The sequence below is a fragment of the Methylobacterium sp. J-072 genome, from assembly GCF_022829425.1.
GTDB lineage: Bacteria > Pseudomonadota > Alphaproteobacteria > Rhizobiales > Beijerinckiaceae > Methylobacterium.
This window is the reverse complement of sequence record NZ_JAKSYK010000174.1, coordinates 145,036-160,767: the sequence shown is the minus strand read 5'-3', so window position 1 is coordinate 160,767 and position 15,732 is coordinate 145,036. Positions and strand designations below refer to the sequence as shown.

Annotated in this window: 15 protein-coding genes; 5 read left to right on the top strand and 10 right to left on the bottom strand. The window is 68.8% G+C overall.

Annotated elements, in window-relative coordinates:
• Positions 1–104: 104 nt before the first annotated feature.
• The 3 genes from MKK67_RS20655 to MKK67_RS20645 are packed head-to-tail and all read right to left on the bottom strand — an operon-like array spanning position 105 to position 2,141.
• A complete protein-coding gene (locus MKK67_RS20655; RefSeq protein WP_243968904.1) occupies positions 105–890 on the bottom strand; it encodes a hypothetical protein in 786 nt (261 codons plus the stop codon).
• 10 nt (positions 891–900) lie between these two features.
• Entirely contained in the window at positions 901–1,101 is a 201-nt protein-coding gene (locus MKK67_RS20650; RefSeq protein WP_243968902.1) for a hypothetical protein, read from the bottom strand.
• The gene (locus MKK67_RS20645; protein ID WP_409568423.1) at positions 1,098–2,141 is read right to left on the bottom strand and encodes a hydantoinase/oxoprolinase family protein; all 1,044 of its coding nucleotides are present in this window, start codon (positions 2,139–2,141) and stop codon (positions 1,098–1,100) included. The genes MKK67_RS20650 and MKK67_RS20645 overlap by 4 nt, the downstream gene beginning before the upstream one ends.
• Positions 2,142–2,168: 27 nt before the next feature.
• Here MKK67_RS20645 and MKK67_RS20640 point away from each other — a divergent pair, with 27 nt between their 5' ends.
• The gene (locus MKK67_RS20640; RefSeq protein WP_243968899.1) at positions 2,169–2,882 is read left to right on the top strand and encodes a HisA/HisF-related TIM barrel protein; all 714 of its coding nucleotides are present in this window, start codon (positions 2,169–2,171) and stop codon (positions 2,880–2,882) included.
• 65 nt (positions 2,883–2,947) lie between these two features.
• Positions 2,948–3,550, top strand: a complete 603-nt coding sequence (leuD, locus tag MKK67_RS20635) for a 3-isopropylmalate dehydratase small subunit (protein ID WP_243968897.1) — start codon at positions 2,948–2,950, stop codon at positions 3,548–3,550.
• 16 nt (positions 3,551–3,566) lie between these two features.
• Here leuD and MKK67_RS20630 read toward each other — a convergent pair whose 3' ends face one another.
• The 4 genes from MKK67_RS20630 to MKK67_RS20615 all read right to left on the bottom strand — a co-directional run bounded on the left by MKK67_RS20630 (position 3,567) and on the right by MKK67_RS20615 (position 7,688).
• Positions 3,567–4,820: a peptide-binding protein gene (locus tag MKK67_RS20630; protein ID WP_243968895.1), complete on the bottom strand. Its 1,254-nt coding sequence runs from the start codon at positions 4,818–4,820 to the stop codon at positions 3,567–3,569.
• Between the two features lie 54 nt (positions 4,821–4,874).
• On the bottom strand, positions 4,875–5,111 hold the full coding sequence (locus MKK67_RS20625; protein WP_243968893.1) for a helix-turn-helix domain-containing protein: 237 nt from the start codon (positions 5,109–5,111) through the stop codon (positions 4,875–4,877).
• Entirely contained in the window at positions 5,111–5,710 is a 600-nt protein-coding gene (locus tag MKK67_RS20620; protein WP_243968891.1) for a hypothetical protein, read from the bottom strand. The genes MKK67_RS20625 and MKK67_RS20620 overlap by 1 nt, the downstream gene beginning before the upstream one ends.
• A 295-nt stretch (positions 5,711–6,005) precedes the next feature.
• A complete protein-coding gene (locus MKK67_RS20615) occupies positions 6,006–7,688 on the bottom strand; it encodes a methyl-accepting chemotaxis protein (protein WP_279601733.1) in 1,683 nt (560 codons plus the stop codon).
• Between the two features lie 396 nt (positions 7,689–8,084).
• On the opposite strand from MKK67_RS20615, the gene MKK67_RS20610 reads away from it, so the two are divergent.
• Both MKK67_RS20610 and MKK67_RS20605 read left to right on the top strand, forming a co-directional pair.
• Positions 8,085–9,281 (top strand): lytic murein transglycosylase, encoded by a 1,197-nt coding sequence (locus tag MKK67_RS20610; RefSeq protein WP_243968887.1) that lies wholly within the window; start codon positions 8,085–8,087, stop codon positions 9,279–9,281.
• A gap of 617 nt (positions 9,282–9,898) precedes the next feature.
• The gene (locus tag MKK67_RS20605; protein ID WP_243968885.1) at positions 9,899–11,470 is read left to right on the top strand and encodes a methyl-accepting chemotaxis protein; all 1,572 of its coding nucleotides are present in this window, start codon (positions 9,899–9,901) and stop codon (positions 11,468–11,470) included.
• 172 nt (positions 11,471–11,642) lie between these two features.
• Here MKK67_RS20605 and rplS read toward each other — a convergent pair whose 3' ends face one another.
• The 3 genes from rplS to argB form a co-directional block, all read right to left on the bottom strand.
• Positions 11,643–12,032 (bottom strand): 50S ribosomal protein L19, encoded by a 390-nt coding sequence (gene rplS / locus MKK67_RS20600; protein WP_092040614.1) that lies wholly within the window; start codon positions 12,030–12,032, stop codon positions 11,643–11,645.
• Positions 12,033–12,167: 135 nt separating this feature from the next.
• Positions 12,168–12,923, bottom strand: a complete 756-nt coding sequence (locus MKK67_RS20595; protein WP_243968883.1) for a pyrimidine 5'-nucleotidase — start codon at positions 12,921–12,923, stop codon at positions 12,168–12,170.
• 243 nt (positions 12,924–13,166) lie between these two features.
• Positions 13,167–14,060: an acetylglutamate kinase gene (gene argB / locus MKK67_RS20590; RefSeq protein WP_243968881.1), complete on the bottom strand. Its 894-nt coding sequence runs from the start codon at positions 14,058–14,060 to the stop codon at positions 13,167–13,169.
• A gap of 310 nt (positions 14,061–14,370) precedes the next feature.
• Between argB and MKK67_RS20585 the strand changes: the two genes are divergently transcribed.
• A complete protein-coding gene (locus tag MKK67_RS20585) occupies positions 14,371–15,726 on the top strand; it encodes a UDP-glucose dehydrogenase family protein (protein ID WP_243968879.1) in 1,356 nt (451 codons plus the stop codon).
• Positions 15,727–15,732 lie beyond the last annotated feature (6 nt).

The following is a 15,732-nucleotide window of genomic DNA, read 5'->3' as shown; positions in this document are numbered from 1 at the left end:
AGTCGCGCTCCCGAAACGATCCTCTCGATGGAGGACAGGTACGCATGTTTCCTAGGACACGTGCAACTGACCGCAGGTTGAACGCAGGCCACCCTTTGCCAACCTCACCCTGCTGCCCGGATGCGTCGCCCCACGAATAGCCACGGCAGCACGCAGGCCGCCGACAGGGCGATCGATACGGCGTAGGCAGTGATGATGTCGGTCTGCCCGAGCAACAGGTGGATGCACACGTAGAAGGCCAGCACGCCGAACGCGCCTTGAGCGCTGCCGCGCACCACGTCGAGGGAGGCGCGGACGCCGTCCTGGAACCGGGCGAAGGCGATGAGCGGCCAGGAGATGATCGGGATCGGCGCCAAAAGCCCGCTCAGGCCCGAGCCGAGATAGGGCGCGAGCCCGGAGACCATCAGGACGAGGGCGGTCGCCGCCGCCAGGCGCGCCGGCATGTCCCAGCGCGGCGGTCGCGGTCGCTGGCGCGGCGCATCGGGGTCGGCCGCCCGCGGGCACAGCGCCACCACGAGCGCCATGGCCGGAACGTCGATCGCGGTGGCGAGCCACAGGCCGGGCCGGATCAGCCCGTGCAGCACGATCCCGCTCAGCACGAAGGCTGACAAAGCGGCGCAGAGGGATGCGATCGGGCCCATCCGCGGGGCGCAGAGGGCGTAGGCGAGGTAGCAGAGGGTCACCGCCCCGAGTCCCTCCACCGAGCCGATGGCGGCGTCGGCGGCGAAGCCCTCGCCCTGCTCGAGGGCGAGGTAGATCGAGATCGGTGCCGAGGTGAGCGGCAGGCCCGAGAGCAGGCCGCCGACCAGGCTGCCCCAGCGGCGTGACGCCGCCGACACCGCCCACATCAGCGTCGGCGTGATGGCGATCTTGGCGGCGATCAGGCTCATCCCCGAACTCTCAGGCCGCCTCCGGCGGCTCCCCGTCATCCGGCTCGGCGGGCGAATTCAGCATGTCTTCCAGCTCGTCCACAAGCCGGTCGATCTGGTCCTCGGTGGCGAGCACCTTCAGGACCTCGCCGGTTTCGGTTTCCACGGCCAGCTCGATATGCGGCCCGACCCGGGTCGTCAGGACTCGGGCCAGGATCTTGATGGCGCTCATGCGAATGCGTCCTCCGAGGCGATGAGGCCGACGGCGACCGCCGGCCCGCAGGTCGAGATCCAGTCGGGCTCCCCGGCGATCCGGTCGTGCAGCAGGCTCATGAGCCGGACGGCCTCGCGCCCCAGTCGTTCGGCCAGGCGCGGCCTGAGAAAGGCGCCGGCGCCGCAGACGATGAGCGGCGCCCCCGGGGCCAGGTCGGGCCGGCTGAGCAGGGTGGCGGCGGCGTCATGCAGCAGCCGCAGCTGCGCTTCGGCGAAGTGGGCCGCCAGTAGCGCCCAGGCCTCAGGCGTGCCCTCCCCCCGGTCACGTCCGACGATCCGGGCGAGCCGGGTCTCGCTCTCGGGGACCGACTTGCCCTTGCGGTCGCCGCTGGCCTGCTGGTCGGCGCCTTCGGGGAGCAGGCCGAGGATCCGGTACACATCCGCCATATGCGCGAAGGTCTCGGTCATCAGCCGGGTGCGGCGGCCCGCGAACGGGGCGTGGTCGGCGAGCGCGATCACCGGCGTGCGGACGATCCCGGTATAGACCAGCTCCCCCGTCTCCAGCCGCTCGGCGTCGCTGTAGCCCGTGGCGGCCGGGCGGCCTCCGACGATCGGGATCAGGTCGGCGGTGGTGGAGCCGATATCGATGAGCAGCGCGTCCGGGGCGTGCCGCCCGGCGAGCGCCGCGGTGGCGTGCCAATTGGCCGAGGCCACGTCCGCGAACACCGCCGCGGCCGCATCCGGGGCGACGAGGCCGGAGCGGCCGGCATAGATCCGCACGCCGCCGGACAGATGTGTGTCCGCCCAGCCCGAGAGCGCCGCCACGCCCTCGCGGCGGTCGGCGAAGCAATCCGTCAGCTCCCCCGTCATGGTCACGGCGTGCTGCGCTGCGCCGCGCGCCCAGTCCGGCAGGGCCGCCAGGGACCCGTCGAGGGCGGCGATGCCCTGCCAGAGCGGGCACGGGACCTGGGCCGCCGCGACCACCCGGCCATCCTCGACCAAAGCGGCCTTGACGTGGACCCCGCCGAGGTCCCACCCGATCGTCTTTGCCCCTGGCATACGCATATGACCGCGACGAGCGCCTCAATGAATGACGGAATCGGGTGCCCCGGCTTCGCGGTGATCCCGGTGCTCGACCTGCGCGGCGGCCGCGTGGTGCGGGCGCGCCGGGGCGAGCGAACTTCCTATGCCCCGATCGAGACGCCCTTGGCAAAGGGCTCCGAGCCCGCGTCCGTGGCGCGCGGGCTGCTCGACGCTTGGCCGGCCCAGACGCTCTACATCGCGGATCTCGACGCGATCATGGACGGTGCCGCGCCAAATCTGGCAGCGCTGGAGGCCATCGCCCGGGCCTGCCCGGGAGTCGGCCTCTGGATGGATGCGGGGTTTTCCGAACCGGAGGGCGTCGCGGCCTTCCTCGCCGCCGGCCTAGGGCGGCCGGTGATCGGCAGCGAGAGCCAGACGGATATCGGGCTGGTCGTCAGTCTCGGGGATCGCGCCGTGCTCTCCCTCGACACGCGCGGCGCCGAGCGCCTCGGCCCGGCGGCGCTCCACGACGACCCGTCGCTCTGGCCGCCGGACGTGATCGCGATGACGCTCGCCCGGGTCGGTGCCGGGGCCGGCCCCGATCTCGATGCCCTTCAGGCGCTGCGGGCGCCGGGCCGCCGGGTCTACGCGGCCGGCGGCGTGCGTGGGCCGGACGACCTGCGGGCGTTGCGCGCGGCCGGGATCGCCGGGGCGCTGGTCGCCTCCGCGCTCCACGACGGCACCCTGCGCCGCGCCGAGGCCGGGGATCTGGCCTGACGCTTCCGGACCGCCTCCGAGGCTGCTAAACCGGCGCCAGACCCAGCCTCCAAGAGCCTCGAACGATGGAAAAATTCACCACGCTGGAGGGCGTCGCGGCGCCCATGCGGATCATCAACGTCGACACCGACCGGATCATCCCCAAACAGTACCTCAAGACGATCAAGCGCACCGGGCTCGGCAAGGGCCTGTTCGCCGAGATGCGCTACAAGGACGACGGCTCCGAGAACCCGGACTTCGTGCTCAACAAGCCGGCCTACCGGAACGCCAGGATCCTGGTCTGCGGCGACAATTTCGGCTGCGGCTCCTCCCGGGAGCACGCCCCCTGGGCGCTCACCGATTTCGGCATCCGCTGCGTGATCTCCACGAGCTTCGCCGACATCTTCTTCAACAATTGCGCGAAGAACGGCATCCTGGCGATCACGGTCTCACCGGAGGATCTGGAGAAGCTGTTCGAGGATGCCGAGCGCGGCTCGAACGCGACCCTGTCGGTGGATCTGGCAGCCCAGATGATCAAGGGGCCGGATGGCGGCACCCTGCATTTCGACATCGACAGCGGCCGCAAGCACACCCTGCTGAACGGCCTCGACGAGATCGGCCTGACCCTGCAGCGCGGCGCGGCGATCGACGCCTATGAGCAGAAGCTTGCCGCGCGGGAATGGGCCTGATCGGTCTGACCGGACATCAAAACGGCATGACGGGCGCCTCCATCTGAACGGGGCGGCCGTCGCGCTCCAGATCGAGGCGCCGAATCGTGCCGGGCCGGCCCCGGAGCGCGTCCCAGGCGACTTCGGGCGCCGCACCCCGGAGCGGCCGACCATCGACGGCGACGAGGCGATCACCGGGTTCGACGCCTGCGACGAGGGGCTCCCCGGTCCGTTCGGCGACACGGCCCACCGTGTAGTCGTCGCCGCTGCGCACCAGGGTTAGGCCGATACCGTCGAGGTCGTGTGGATCCGCGGGCCGCTGGCGCTGCCAGGTGCTCTGGCCGGCGGCGTAATCGATCGTCAGCCGGAAATCCGAAAGCACGTTGCCGCCGAGCCAGCCCGCCACCGGGATCGGCGCCGGCCTCTGCCACAAATCCCAAAACATCTCGCCGACGAGCGCGTCGCCGACGCGCCCGAGCATCGGACCCGTGCCGAGGGCGCCCACCGCCGGCAGGACGAGGTCGCCGAGGGCGAGGTCGGGCAAACGCACCAGCGTGCCGTCCCGCTCCAGGCCAAGATCGGCCATCGCGAGATTGCTGTGCCCCACCGCGCCGTCGGCCCGGTGCCACTCGGGATGGAGCCGCAGGAGCCCGGCGACCGCGGTGCCCCGCAGCCACGTATAGGGCGCGCCCGCATCGAGGACGAGCGGCAGGACCGTCTCGCCCGCCCGGGCCTCGACTGTGGCAATCCCAGTCGCCGGATCGACCCGGATCGGAATCGGGACACCCGTCGGCTTCAGGGTTCCGGGCGGGGCCAGGGTCAGGGTCCGGGCTGCCGGATCGAGCACGATCGTGAAGCGGCGCAGGACGCTCGCCGGCAGGATGGCCTCGACCCTGCGCGGCGCGAACAGCAGGTCGAACAGATCCCTTCCGTCCAACTCTCCCGGACCGTCGGTCACGGAGGCCGCCGGCACGGTGATCCCGATCTCGCCGATCCGGAACGCGAGGTCGCGCCCTGCCCCGATGCCGAGCTCGCGATAGAGGTTTTTCGACAGGACGGCCGTCGGCGCGCCCATGTTGACCCAGGCCAGCACGCGCCTCTCGCGTCCGTCGGCCCCGGTGAAGACCAGTTCGACCAGAGGGCGTTGCGAGCCGTAGACGATCGGGACGCGGGTCGTCGCCGCGTCGGACGCCACGGCCGCTGGGCCGTCTAGGCTGGTGGGCGCGGCGCAGGCTACGGGCAGAAGGGCGGCCAACCCGCAGAAGAACAGGCGTAGAGAGCGACGGGACACGGCATGGGTCTCCGATCCGCGGAACGGCGGTGTGATTTGGGAGATCGGTGGGCCTCAACCGGCGCGGCGCGGGCGCTCGGTCGCGTGATCGGGCAGGTATTCCAGCAGGTCGCCGGGCTGGCAGTCGAGCTCCCGGCAGATCGCCTCCAGCGTCGCGAAGCGGACGCCCTGCACCTTGCCGGATTTCAGCAGCGAGAGATTCGCCTCGGTGATGCCGATGGCCAGGGCGAGGTCCTTCGAGCGGCGCTTGCGCTTGGCCAGCATCACGTCGAGGCGCATGACGATCGGCATCAGACGAACCCGTCGAGGTCGCGCGCGATGGCGTGCCCGATCCGCGCGACCTCGGCGAGGGCCCCGCAACAGGCTGCCAGCACGAGGGCCTGCAGCGACGACGCATGGAGCCAGGCCAGATCGACACCGTGCCCGGCCAGCAGGACGAGACCGTGCCCGAAGGCGGGTGCGACGGCGTAGGCCGCCAGGCCGAGGGCGATCCTGCGCATCCGGATCGGTGCCGCAGCCCCGAAGGCGATCCCGGCACTGAGATCCCGGGCGCAGGCGCGCGCCTCGGCCAGGATCAGGAACACCGGCAGCGTGTCGAGGATGAAGGTGGCGGCATAGGCCCAGCGCGTCGCCCGGGGCAGCGCGTCGAAGGGCACGAGGCCCGGCGTATCGGCCGGCGGCGGACCCAGGAAGGCGGTCCCCGGCGCGAGCCAGAGCCACGCGTCGCCGGCGAGGACGCCGCAGGCCAGCACCGCGACGGCGAACAGCATCGTCAGCCCCAGGGCGATCGTCAGCAGCCAAGCCAGGTAACGCCCATGGCGGCGGAGCGCCGGGTGCGACGCTTCCGAGGGTTCAGCCTGCGCGGCAGGCAGGGGGACGACGTTCGACATGAGCAGGAGGCGACTCGCTTCGACGATCAAAATTATCGCGGAGCAATAATTTGTTGTCAAACAGCGACGCGCCTAGCCCGAGGGCGGCATCGCCGGCCCTGGCCCGCGCCACGTTCGGCCCCGGATCAGCTGCCCTCATGCCGCATCGTCCGAGGTCCACCGAAGCGAATTTCAGACGATGCGACGCGGCTTGGTATCGACCCGGATGGCCATCCCGCGCCGTCCCAACGTTTCCGCAGGGCTGCGTGGCCGGCGGCGACCCAGAAGGCCCTTGGACCCCGTCGGCGCACGCCGCTCAGGCCGCCTTCACGTCCGCCAGGAAGGTGGCGACGACACGGCTGAGGTCGTTCGAGTTCTGCGAGAGACCCTGGGCCGCATCGAGGACCTGAGAGGCCGCGGAGCCCGTCTCGCCGGCGGCGCGCTGGACCTCGACGATGTTGCCGGTGACCCGGTCCGTCCCGGAGGAAGCCTGCTGCACGTTGCGGGCGATCTCCTGGGTCGCCGCACCCTGCTCCTCGATCGCGGCCGCGATCGCTGTCGAGCTGGTGGCGATCTCGCCGACGATGCGGGCGATCGACCGGATCGCCGAGACCGCGTGGCCGGTCGCCGTCTGGATCGCGCCGATCTGCGCGCCGATCTCCTCCGTGGCGCGGGTGGTCTGGCCGGCCAGTTCCTTGACCTCGCTCGCCACCACCGCGAAGCCGCGCCCGGCCTCGCCGGCCCGGGCCGCCTCGATCGTGGCATTGAGGGCCAGCAGGTTCGTCTGCCCGGCGATCTGCGAGATCAGGGCGATCACGCTGCCGATCTTCTCGGCGCTCTCGGCCAGAACCTGCACGGCGCCGTCGGTCTGGATCGCCTCGTCCGAGGCCGCGCTCGCGGCTTGGGCCGCCCGGGTGACCTGGCTGTTGATCTCCTGGATCGAGATCGACAACTCCTCCGTCGCGGCGGCCACGGTCTGCACGTTCGAGGAGGCCTGCTCGGCGGCGCCCGCCACCGTCTGCGCCTGCGCGTCGGTCTCCTCGGCGATGCCGGTCATCGACTGCGCGGTCGCTTCGAGTTCCGTGGCGGCGCCCGCCAGCGCTTGCGTCAATCCGGACACCTCGGTCTCGAAGCGGTGCACCACCGCGTCGAGATGGGCGGCGCGGCGGGTCTTGGCGTCGGCTTCCTGCGCGGCCGCCACGTCGCCGGCGCGCTTGGCGATCAGCGCCTGCTTGAACACCTCGACCGCCGCGACCATCCGGCCGATCTCGTCGCGGCGTTCGCTGCTCGGGACGGTGATGTCGAGATTGTCCCGGGCGAGCTCCCCCATCACCAGCGTCATCGCGCGCGTCGGGATAGCGATGAGCCGGGTCAGCAGGAGGGCGCCCGCGATGGCGGTCGCCAGGAGGGCGACGAGGGACAGCAGCGTCGCCACGTAGGATGTCGAGAAGGCGTCGGCCTCGTCGGCCTGCCGGGCCGTCAGCAGGGTGCGCTCGGTCGCCTCGATCTCCCCACCCTTGGCGCGAATGGCGTCCATGAGCGCCCGGCCGGCGCCGGCACCCACGCGTGCGCGGGCCTCCGCCTGGGTACTCGGCTGACCCATCAGGGCGATCTCCGGCTCGGCGATGTCGGCCTGCCAGCGCTTCGCCAGGGTCTCGACCTCGGCGATGCGGGCCTGCTGCGCCGGATTGTCCGATGTCAGCGTCCGCAGCCGCTGCAGGGTCGCGTCGAAGGCCTGCGTGCCGCTGCGATACGGCGCGAGGAACGCCGGGTCGGCGGTCACCAGATAGCCCCGCAGGCCGGTCTCCCGATCGACCATCGTGGTGATCAGGGACGCGTTCACGTTCAGGACGTCGTAAGTATGCTCCGACCATCCGATCGAGGATTGGATGAAGGATAGTTTTCGGTGGTTGATAATCCCACCTCCAAGAGCGATGATGATCAGTATCGCGAATGCGCCAACGACTTTCTTCGCAATCGATAGATCTGCAAGGCGCATGGTCCAGATTTCCTCCCGATGCCCGAAATTGATTCTCTTTCATATAGACAGTCGTGGATTAATAAGTTGCCGTCAAGAATCGGCGCAATCCGAGCGGATCCCCGATTGCACAATGGTCGATATTGTACTTTATTGGCAAATTGAAGAAGTATTCGTTGAGAGAAATTCGTAACAATCAATGTATCGATCATTCGCAAACTAAATCTGCCGTCAAATCTCATTCCGTTGCGAGGCCGCGACCGGACGACTGAGTTTCACGGCACGGACTCCGGGAGCCGCGCCGCGGCGTCCGGCCAGTCAGCCATGCCGGTCGATTCGGTGCGGCCTAACCGGTCCTTAACCCTGGTGTTGCCTGATTCGACCCCCATACAACGGACGTCGAACGGGAACGCCAGGATGCAGAATCACCTCGGATCGGGCGTCGCGCTCGGGTTCGGTCTGCTCGCGGGCCTCGCTGTGGTGCCGGCGCGCGCCGATTTCGACTCCTGCCTCGCCGGTATCCAGGGGCAGGCGGCGGCGGCCGGGGTGTCGGCCCAGACCTTCCAGGCGGCCACCCGCGGCATCAGCTTCGACGACAAGGTGATCGAGCTCTCGCAGGCGCAGCCCGAGTTCAAGACGCCGATCTGGGACTACATGGCGGCGCTTGTGGACGACGAGCGGGTCGAGGACGGACGCGCGGCCATGCGGCAGAACGCGTCCGCCCTGGCCCAGGCCGAGTCGCGCTACGGGGTCGACCGCTACACGATCGCGGCGGTGTGGGGCGTCGAATCGAATTTCGGCAAGAACCTCGGCAAGATGCCGCTGGTGCAGTCGCTGGCGACGCTCGCCTGCTCGAACAACCGCCGCCGCGACTTCTTCCGGTCCGAGCTGATCGCGACTCTGCGGATCATCGAGCGCGGCGACATCGCGCCGGAGCGGCTCACCGGCTCCTGGGCCGGCGCCTTCGGCCAGACCCAGTTCATGCCGACAACCTATCACCGGCTCGCGGTCGACGGCGACGGCGACGGGCGGCGCGACGTGGTCGATTCGGTGGCCGACGCGGTCGGCTCCACGGCCAACTTCCTGCACGTGGCCAAGTGGCAGAACGGCCAGGTCTGGGGCTACGAGGTGAAGCTGCCCCGCAGCTTCAGCGTCGGCGCGGCGGGGCGCAAGAACAAGAAGCCGATCGCCCATTGGGCGTCCCTCGGCGTGACCCGGGTGGACGGGCGCCCGCTCTCGGGCGAGGGAGCGGCCGGCATCATCGCGCCCGCCGGCATCGACGGGCCGGCCTTCCTGGTCACCCGGAACTTCGACGCGATCTACTCGTACAACGCGGCCGAATCCTACGGGCTCGCCATCGCGGTCCTGTCCGACCGCCTGCGCGGCAAGGCGGGCGTCCAGGCCGCCTGGCCCACCGACGATCCGCCCCTGTCCCGGGCCGAGCGGCGCGATCTCCAGACTCGCCTCGCCGCCCGCGGCTACGATGTCGGCGAGCCGGACGGCAAGGTCGGCCAAAAAACCCGGGACGCGATCAAGGATGTGGAGCGCAAGCTCGGCATGACCCCCACCGGGCGCCCCGGCGGCAAGGTTCTCGAGGCGCTGCGCGGGGGCTGACCCCGGACCGCGCGCGGTTCCTGCGGGCGGTCAGCGCTTTCTGCGCGGCGGGGACGATGGGCGGCCGCATGGCGATCGCGGCTGCCGGCTCCGTCGATCGCGGCCCCGATCATCGCTTCGGCTTGGGCGTTCCTCGATGATCCGGAGCATCTCCTCGGATTCGATCCCTATGGTGCTGTTTGCGCAGACGGTTCTACGCGACCCGATTTGAGCAGGCCTTCCTGTATCCGCCCCGTCCGCAGACCTGCCATGCAGCGATGAGATGGATTCGAAGCCGCGTATCCAAAATGTCGTATTCATTAATACAATTTATCGGCAAAGATTGAAATTATATGATAAATATGAAATTTTCAAATATTTTAATATAATATGACGCCAAATCAAAAGTCCCGATAGGGAGAAAATTTTACTACGATATTACGCTTTTCTGGAATGTAAACTTGAGTTTTGCAGTGCCGATGAGTTATGGAGATGCGCCAACTCTTTAAGTTGAGATTGATATGCGCATCTCACTCGCGAATTTAACATTATCACGTAAGCTTTCGCTTCTTACGTTGCTGACCTGCTTTATTATTGCATTGATTGGCGGCGTCGGATTAAAACTATACTACCGTGAAATGCTCGATGAGCGTGTCCAGTCTCTGCACGCCATGGTCGAGCTGGTCCAGTCGCACGCCCAGGCGCTCGATGAACGGGTCAAGGCCGGCGCCCTGACCAAGCAGGCCGCCCTGTCCCAGCTGGCCGAGGCGACCATGGCGATGCGCTACAGCGGCGGAACCAACTACATCTCGATCTACACGATGGACGGTGTCGCCGTCGCCGTGCCGAACCGCCAGATCATCGGTACGAGCCAACTGGATCTCACGGTCAACGGCCTGCCGATCATCCGCTCGTTCATCGATCTCCTGAAGACATCCGATACGGCGATGCTGGAATACGCTTATCTCCGTCCCGGGCGGGAGGGCGTCTACCCGAAGGTGTCCATCGCGGTCCGGTTCAAGCCCTGGGATCTGTTCATCGTCACCGGCGCCTATACCGACGACATCGCGGCGTCGTTCCGGTCGCTGGCGATCACGGTGCTGGGCCTGCTTCTGGGCATCGTCGGCGTCTCGGTGCTCGGATCCCTGTTGATCGGGCGCAGCATCACCCGGCCGCTCGGCCGCCTCCACCGGCGGATGCAGGCGCTCGCGGAGGGCGACATCGCGAGCCCGGTCTCCGATACCGAGCGGGGCGACGAGATCGGCCGGATGGCCGGCACCGTGGAGGTGTTCCGCCAGGCCCTGGTCGCCAAGGGCGAGATGGACGTGGCGGCCGCCCGGGACGCCGAGGCCAAGATCGAGCGGGCCCAGGCCCTCGACGCCCTCACCCGCCAGTTCGAGGGCAATGCCGGGACCTTGATGCAGGGCCTGACCTCCGCCGCCACGGCGATGCAGGCCAATGCCGCCCGAATGGCGCAGACGGCGGCGCGGACCAGCGCGCGCTCGGCCCAGGTTTCGGAGGCCGCGCAGGAGACCTCGGCCAGCGTACAGACCGTGGCCGCCGCGACCGAGGAGATGTCGACCACCATCCGGGAGATTTCCGGGCAGATGGCGCGCTCGTCGGCCATGATCGGGCAGGCGGCGACGGAAGCGCAGCGCACCGACGCGATCGTGCGCGACCTCGCCGAGGGTGCGGAGAAGATCGGCGCGGTGGCGAGCATGATCGCGGCGATCGCCAGCCAGACGAACCTGCTGGCGCTCAACGCCACGATCGAGGCGGCGCGGGCCGGCGAGGCCGGGCGCGGCTTCGCCGTGGTGGCCGCGGAGGTGAAGGAACTCGCCAACCAGACCGCGCAGGCGACGGCGGAGATCTCGACCCGGGTCGAAGCGGTGCAGGCCTCCACCCGGCAGGCCGTCGAGGCGATCCAGGAGATCGGCCGCACGGTCACCGATGTGAATACCCTCGCCACCAGCGTCGCCGCCGCGATCGAGGAGCAGGAGGCGACCACCGGCGAGATCGTGCGCAGCGTCGCGCAGGCGGCGGACGGCACCAGCACGGTGACGGGCAACATTGCCGACGTCTCGACCGCCGCGAAGGAGTCTGGAGACGCAGCCGAGCAGGTGCTCGGTGCCGCGGCCGAGCTGTCGCAGAAATCCGGGCGGCTCTCCGCGGAGATCACCCACTTCCTCGACCGGGTCCGGGCTGCCTGAACCGCAGGCACAAAAAACCGGTCCGGCTAAGCCGGACCGGTCGATTCTCGGTCAAAGTCTGGTTTCAAAAGGTCCGGGACCTTTTGCGGGTGCGGGCAGGGCCCGCTTCTTCATCAGGGCTTCGCCCTGACGACCCACCGAAGGGCTGCAAGCCCTCTTGAAACCCGGACGATTACTCGGCCGCGGCCGGGGCTTCCTTGGCCTTGTAGCGGTCGGTACGCTCGACGATGCGGGCCGACTTCCCGCGACGGTCGCGCAGGTAGTACAGCTTGGCCCGGCGCACCTTGCCGCGGCGGACGACCTTGATCGAATCGATCATCGGCGAGTGCACCGGGAAGACGCGCTCGACGCCCTCGCCGTAGGAGATCTTGCGGACCGTGAAGCTCTCGTTGAGGCCGCCGCCCTGGCGGCCGATGCAGACGCCCTCGTAGGCCTGGACGCGGGTGCGCTCGCCTTCCTTCACGCGGACGTTGACGATGAGCGTGTCGCCCGGCTCGAAATCGGGAATGGTCTTGGCGAGGCGCGCGACTTCCTCGCGCTCCAGCTGCTCGATGATGTTCATGGCATAGCTCCAGCCGTTGCGCCGTGTCGCCCCTCATGGGCGTCCGGCACCAGGATTTCGGCGATCCTGTTGTGAGTTGGGCGGCTCTCTACAGGATCGCCGCCGGCTTGTCGATTGCGGATGCGCGTGCCCGCGTCAGGGCCGCGTGGCGCCCATCGCACCCCGTGTCGTCTCGGGTAGCACGCAGGCCGACAGGAAGGCGGCGAGATCGTCGGTGATGTGGTCGATATGCGGCTCGCGCACCGCCTCCTGCTCGAAGGCCTCGCGATAGGGGTCGATGACCTTCGGGACGACCAGCACGGTCGCCATGCCGAGATCGTGCGGCACCGTGAGGTTGCGGGCGATGTCCTCGAACAGCACCGCCCGGGTCGGCTCGACGCTGTGGGCCTCGAGGAAGCGCTCGTAGGTGGAGCGCTCGGGCTTGGGGACGAAATTGGCGGCGGCGATGTCGAACACGTCCTCGAAATGGTCGAGGATCCCGAGCTTGGCCGCGACGTTCTCGGCGTGGCGGCGCGAGCCGTTGGTCAGAATCAGCTTGCGCCCGGGCAGACGCTCGATCGCATCACCGAGACTTGGGTCGAGCTTGATCGTCGAGTGGTCGATGTCGTGGGCGAAGTCGAGGAAGTCGTGCGGGTCGACCCCCTCCTCCGTCAGCAGCGCCGTCAGGGTCGTGCCGTAGCGGTGGTAGAAATACTTCTGCAGGGCGCGGGCCGAGATGCCATCGAGCCCGTAGAGCCGCATGACGTAGAGGGTGATGCGCTCGTCCACCTGCGGCCAGACCTGCGCGTCGCTCGGATAGAGCGTGTTGTCGAGGTCGAACACCCAGGTGTCGACATCGGCAAACCCACGGGACGCGGGGGTGGTGAACTGGGCTTTCTCCGGGTGGTGCACCGTGTCCCTTTGAAATCCTGAAACCGCGAGATTCTAGGGCCATGACCGATCGCGTTGCAATCGGATGCGGCCCCGAACCCGCGGTGCGACGCGGCCCCGTCCGCCGATCCCTCGCGGAATCGACGGCGTGGAACGGTCAGGCTGGCAAGCCAGGCTTGCGCCAGGCTGAGCCGGGACGACGACAATGCGCGAGCGGAGCGGGTGTTGCCGCGTCCGATCCGCCCACCGTCGTCCCGCCGGGGATCAGCCCCGGCGGATCAGGGTGCCGGCACCGTAATCGGTGAACAGCTCCAGCAGCACCGCGTGGTTGACCTTGCCGTCCAGGATGACGACCGCCTCCACGCCGCGCTCGATCGCGTACATGCAGGTCTCGATCTTGGGGATCATGCCGCCCGTGATGGTGCCGTCGGCGATCAGTCGGCGGCAATCCTCCACGGTCAGCTCGGGAATCAGTTTCTTGTCCTTGTCGAGCACGCCCGGAACGTCGGTGAGCAGGAGCAGGCGCTTGGCCCGCAGCGCCCCCGCGATGGCACCCGCGAAGGTGTCGGCGTTGACGTTGTAGGTCTGCCCGTCCGCCCCGTAGGCCACAGGGGCCAGAACCGGGATCAGCTCCGCCTTCAGCACCGCGTCGAGGACGCCGCGCTCGACATGCTCCGGCTCGCCGACCAGGCCGAGGTCGATCGCCTGCTCGGTGTTATTCTCGGGATCGACCACGGTCTTCATCGCCCGCTTGGCGCGGACCATGTTGCCGTCCTTGCCGCACAGGCCGATCGCCCGGCCGCCCTCGGCCGAGATCCAGCCGACGATCTGCTTATTGATCGAGCCAGCCAGGACCATCTCGACCACCTCAACGGTGGCCTCGTCGGTGACCCGCAGGCCGCCGCGGAACTCGGACTGGATGCCGAGCCGGTCGAGCATCTTGCCGATCTGCGGTCCGCCGCCATGCACGACGATCGGCTTCAGGCCGGATTGCTCCAGAAGGACGATGTCCTCGGCGAAATCCTCGGCGGCGGCACGGTCGCCCATGGCGTGGCCGCCATACTTGATGACCACGATCTCCTGGTCGTAGCGCTGCATATGGGGCAGCGCCTGCGCCAGGACTTCGGCGCGCACGTGCACGTTCGGCAGTTCGGTCATCGCAGTCCTTCGCCGATCCTTGGAATGGGCTTCGCGGCGCCCGGCCTCGCCCGGCCGGCGGCCGCGCTTCTACAGGAAGCCGCCCGCGCTGCGAAGTCGCCAAGGGACATGTTTTCGGTGTCGCTACGGCGACAGGATCCGGCCGCCGTCAAGCTGATCCCGGGGAGCTGTCAAAAAACAGTCGCGTTTCCGCGGTGTTGCATCGTCGCGACAGAATCGGGCGCTGCCGAGCGGCCCCGGTTGCATCAAGGCCGGTCTCGGATCATGCTGCATTGCAGCAAGCCGCGCGGCGGGCTGCCGGGAGGGCCGGATGCGGATTGCGATGATTGGGGCCGGGTATGTCGGCCTGGTATCCGGGGCGTGCCTCGCCGATTTCGGCCACAGCGTGGTCTGCATCGACCGCGACCCGACCAAGATCGCCAGCTTGAACGCCGGAACGATGCCGATCTACGAGCCCGGCCTCGACGCCCTGGTCGCCGAGAACGTCCGCCAGGGCCGGCTCGCCTTCGGGACGAGCCTGCGGGACGCGGTGGCCGAGGCCGACGCGGTGTTCATCGCGGTAGGCACGCCCTCGCGCCGGGGCGACGGCTTCGCCGACCTGTCCTTCGTGTTCGACGCCGCCCGGGAAATCGCCGGCGCATTGTCGGGCTTCACCGTGGTTGTGACCAAGTCGACCGTGCCGGTGGGCACCGGCGACGAGGTCGAGCGCATCATCCGCGAATTACGGCCCGAGGCGGATGTCGCCGTGGCCTCGAACCCGGAATTCCTGCGCGAGGGCGCGGCGATCTCGGACTTCAAGCGTCCCGACCGCATCGTGGTTGGCAGCGAGGATCCCCGCGCCGAGGCGGTGATGCGCGAGGTCTACCGGCCGCTCTATCTCAACGCCGCGCCGATCGTGGTGACGAGCCGCCGCACCGCGGAACTCACCAAATACGCCGCCAATGCGTTCCTGGCCGCCAAGATCACCTTCATCAACGAGATCGCGGATCTGTGCGAGGAGGTCGGCGCCGACGTCCAGCAGGTCGCCCGGGGCATCGGCCTCGACAACCGCATCGGCGGCAAGTTCCTGCATGCCGGCCCCGGCTACGGCGGTTCCTGCTTCCCGAAGGACACGCTGGCGCTGGTGAAGACCGCCCAGGATGCTGGGGTGCCGCTGCGGCTGGTCGAGACCGTGGTGGCGGTCAACGACCAGAGGAAGCGGGCGATGGCCCGCAAGGTGATCAAGGCCTGCGGCGGCAGCGTCCGGGGCAAGATTGTGGCGCTGCTCGGCCTGACCTTCAAGCCCGACACCGACGACATGCGCGAGGCGCCGTCCCTGTCGATCGTGGCCGGGCTCCAGGATGCCGGCGCGAAGGTGCGCGCCTACGATCCCGAAGGCATGGAACAGGCGCGCGCGCTGATGCCGGAGGTGGATTATGCCGAGAACGCCTATGCCTGCGCCGAGGGCGCGGACGCCCTGGTGATCGTCACGGAGTGGAACGCGTTCCGGGCACTGGATCTCGACCGGCTGCGCCAGACCATGGCGTCCGCGGGGCCCGCGCCCGTGCTGGTCGATCTGCGCAACATCTACGATCCCGAGACCGCCGAGCGCCACGGTTTCACCTATCGCGGCATCGGACGATCCAAGGATAGCGCCAAGGATAAGGCTGGTCCGGCCGCGTCTTGACCGTCG

Bases quoted from the DNA above. Each gene is read 5' to 3' on its own strand.
- MKK67_RS20655 (WP_243968904.1), bottom strand. From the start codon at position 890: ATGAGCCTGATCGCCGCCAAGATCGCCATCACGCCGACGCTGATGTGG.
- MKK67_RS20650 (WP_243968902.1), bottom strand. From the start codon at position 1,101: ATGAGCGCCATCAAGATCCTGGCCCGAGTCCTGACGACCCGGGTCGGG.
- MKK67_RS20645 (WP_409568423.1), bottom strand. From the start codon at position 2,141: ATGCCAGGGGCAAAGACGATCGGGTGGGACCTCGGCGGGGTCCACGTC.
- MKK67_RS20640 (WP_243968899.1), top strand. From the start codon at position 2,169: ATGAATGACGGAATCGGGTGCCCCGGCTTCGCGGTGATCCCGGTGCTC.
- leuD (WP_243968897.1), top strand. From the start codon at position 2,948: ATGGAAAAATTCACCACGCTGGAGGGCGTCGCGGCGCCCATGCGGATC.
- MKK67_RS20625 (WP_243968893.1), bottom strand. From the start codon at position 5,111: ATGCCGATCGTCATGCGCCTCGACGTGATGCTGGCCAAGCGCAAGCGC.
- MKK67_RS20620 (WP_243968891.1), bottom strand. From the start codon at position 5,710: ATGTCGAACGTCGTCCCCCTGCCTGCCGCGCAGGCTGAACCCTCGGAA.
- MKK67_RS20615 (WP_279601733.1), bottom strand. From the start codon at position 7,688: ATGCGCCTTGCAGATCTATCGATTGCGAAGAAAGTCGTTGGCGCATTC.
- MKK67_RS20610 (WP_243968887.1), top strand. From the start codon at position 8,085: ATGCAGAATCACCTCGGATCGGGCGTCGCGCTCGGGTTCGGTCTGCTC.
- MKK67_RS20605 (WP_243968885.1), top strand. From the start codon at position 9,899: ATGCTCGATGAGCGTGTCCAGTCTCTGCACGCCATGGTCGAGCTGGTC.
- rplS (WP_092040614.1), bottom strand. From the start codon at position 12,032: ATGAACATCATCGAGCAGCTGGAGCGCGAGGAAGTCGCGCGCCTCGCC.
- argB (WP_243968881.1), bottom strand. From the start codon at position 14,060: ATGACCGAACTGCCGAACGTGCACGTGCGCGCCGAAGTCCTGGCGCAG.
- MKK67_RS20585 (WP_243968879.1), top strand. From the start codon at position 14,371: ATGCGGATTGCGATGATTGGGGCCGGGTATGTCGGCCTGGTATCCGGG.